This window comes from Rubrivivax gelatinosus (assembly GCF_016583785.1).
Classification (GTDB): domain Bacteria; phylum Pseudomonadota; class Gammaproteobacteria; order Burkholderiales; family Burkholderiaceae_C; genus Rubrivivax; species Rubrivivax gelatinosus_B.
This window is the reverse complement of the sequence record NZ_NRRU01000210.1, coordinates 1-1557: the sequence shown is the minus strand read 5'-3', so window position 1 is coordinate 1557 and position 1557 is coordinate 1. Positions and strand designations below refer to the sequence as shown.

The 1557-nt window shown below is 76.2% G+C and carries 2 protein-coding genes and 1 pseudogene; 2 read left to right on the top strand and 1 reads right to left on the bottom strand.

Features of this window, described 5'->3' with window-relative positions; genetic code table 11:
* Window positions 1-7: 7 nt before the first annotated feature.
* Window positions 8-676, top strand: a pseudogene (locus CKO43_RS26080) (TetR/AcrR family transcriptional regulator); the annotation flags it as partial.
* A 97-nt stretch (window positions 677-773) separates the two neighbouring features.
* Window positions 774-1076: a hypothetical protein gene (locus tag CKO43_RS26075; protein ID WP_242481419.1), complete on the top strand. Its 303-nt coding sequence runs from the start codon at window positions 774-776 to the stop codon at window positions 1074-1076.
* A 44-nt stretch (window positions 1077-1120) separates the two neighbouring features.
* Here the strand turns inward: CKO43_RS26075 and CKO43_RS25380 are convergent.
* On the bottom strand, window positions 1121-1557 hold a 437-nt coding region (locus tag CKO43_RS25380), incomplete at its 5' end, for a ChaN family lipoprotein (protein ID WP_200380409.1).

Genomic DNA, 1557 nt, shown 5'->3' with positions numbered 1-1557 from the left:
ACAAGGCCTGCGCGGCGCGACGCTGGCCGACATCGCCGCCAGCGTCGGCCTGGCGACGAACAGCCTGACGCACTACTTCCGGCGCAAGGAAGACCTGGCCGCCGCCTGCCTGCTGCGTGCCATCGCAGCGGTCGACACACTCGCCGCCGAGGCCGCGGCCGAGACCGGGCTGGAGGCGCGGCTGCGCCACTTCCTGCGCGGCTTCGCGCGCCGGCTGGCCGAGGTGCATGCCGGCGCGCGCCCCGACCTCGTCGCCTTCAACGACGTGCGCGCGCTGCCCGAGTCGCAGTCTCAGCCGGTGTTCGAGGCCTACAACGGCATGTACCGGCGCGTGCGTGCGCTGCTCGACGCTGGCGACGCGCCGGTGCTCGCCAGGGCCGAACGCAACGCCCGCGCCCACGTGCTGCTGTCGGTGGCCAACTGGATGCGCTCGTGGATCTCGCGCCACGAGATCGAGTGTTACGAACGCGCCGCCGGCCAGGTGGCCGAGCTGCTGCTGCGCGGGCTGGCGGCGCCCGGCTCGTGCTGGCGCCAGGTGGCGGCGCTGCCCGAAGCGGTGCTGGCGGCTCCGGCCGAGGACGCCGCGGCCGAAGCTTTTCTGCAGGCCGCGACGGCGCTCGTCAACGAACAGGGTTACCGCGGCGCGTCGCTGGAGCGCATCGCCGCGCGCCTGCACCGCAGCAAGGGGGCCGTCTACCACCGCCACGACACCAAGGACGGGCTGATCTCGGCCTGCTTCGAACGCAGCTTCGCGCTGCAGCGCGCGGCGCTGCGTGCCGCCGAGGCGGCACCCGGCAGCGGCTGGCTGCGCGCCGGCGCGGCGGCGCGGGCGCTGGTGCGTTTCCAGCTGTCGCCGCAGCGGCGAGCGCCTGGCCGCGCGTTACGCCAGCCTGCTGGTCGAAGGCCTGGTCGACGGCTCGGTGCGGCCGCTGGACGCGGCGCTGGCGGCCGAACTGGTGCTGGCGGTGGTCAACGCCGGCGCCGAGCTGCCGCTGTGGGTGCCGACGGCCGACGCCCGCAGCGCCGACCGGCTGACGCTGCAGCCGCTGTTCGACGGTCTGCTGGCGCCGCCCTGAGCCGCGCGCTGGCGCGCAGGCGGGGCCGCGGCGCGAGCGGCGACTCAGCGCGCGGCCGAAGCCGCCGGCGCGGCGCGCATGCCGGCGCAGACGTCAGGCCGCGGCTGGCGCGGCACCTCGACGCGGCGGTCGAAGGCGTTGACGCCGTCGCCCTGTTCGACGACGCCGATGGCTTCGGCGCGCGCCCGGGTCGCCGCCGACAGCCAGATCGGCGCGCCGACGTCGGTGCGCACATGGCCGTTGCCGGCCAGCAGCACCGCGCCGCGTGCGGCGTTGGCTTCCAGCGCACGCGCCATGGACTGGTCGCGCGCCACCTGGGCCAGCGCCATCTTGCCGGCGGTGGCGGCGTCGAGCTGGCCGCAGTGCGAGGCCTCGATCTCGCCGGCCAGCGCGGCCAGCACCGGCGGCGGCACGGCAGCGTCGAAACCTTGCGCCGCCAGGCCTTCGCGCATCACGACGCGGGCATCGGCACGCGAGACGT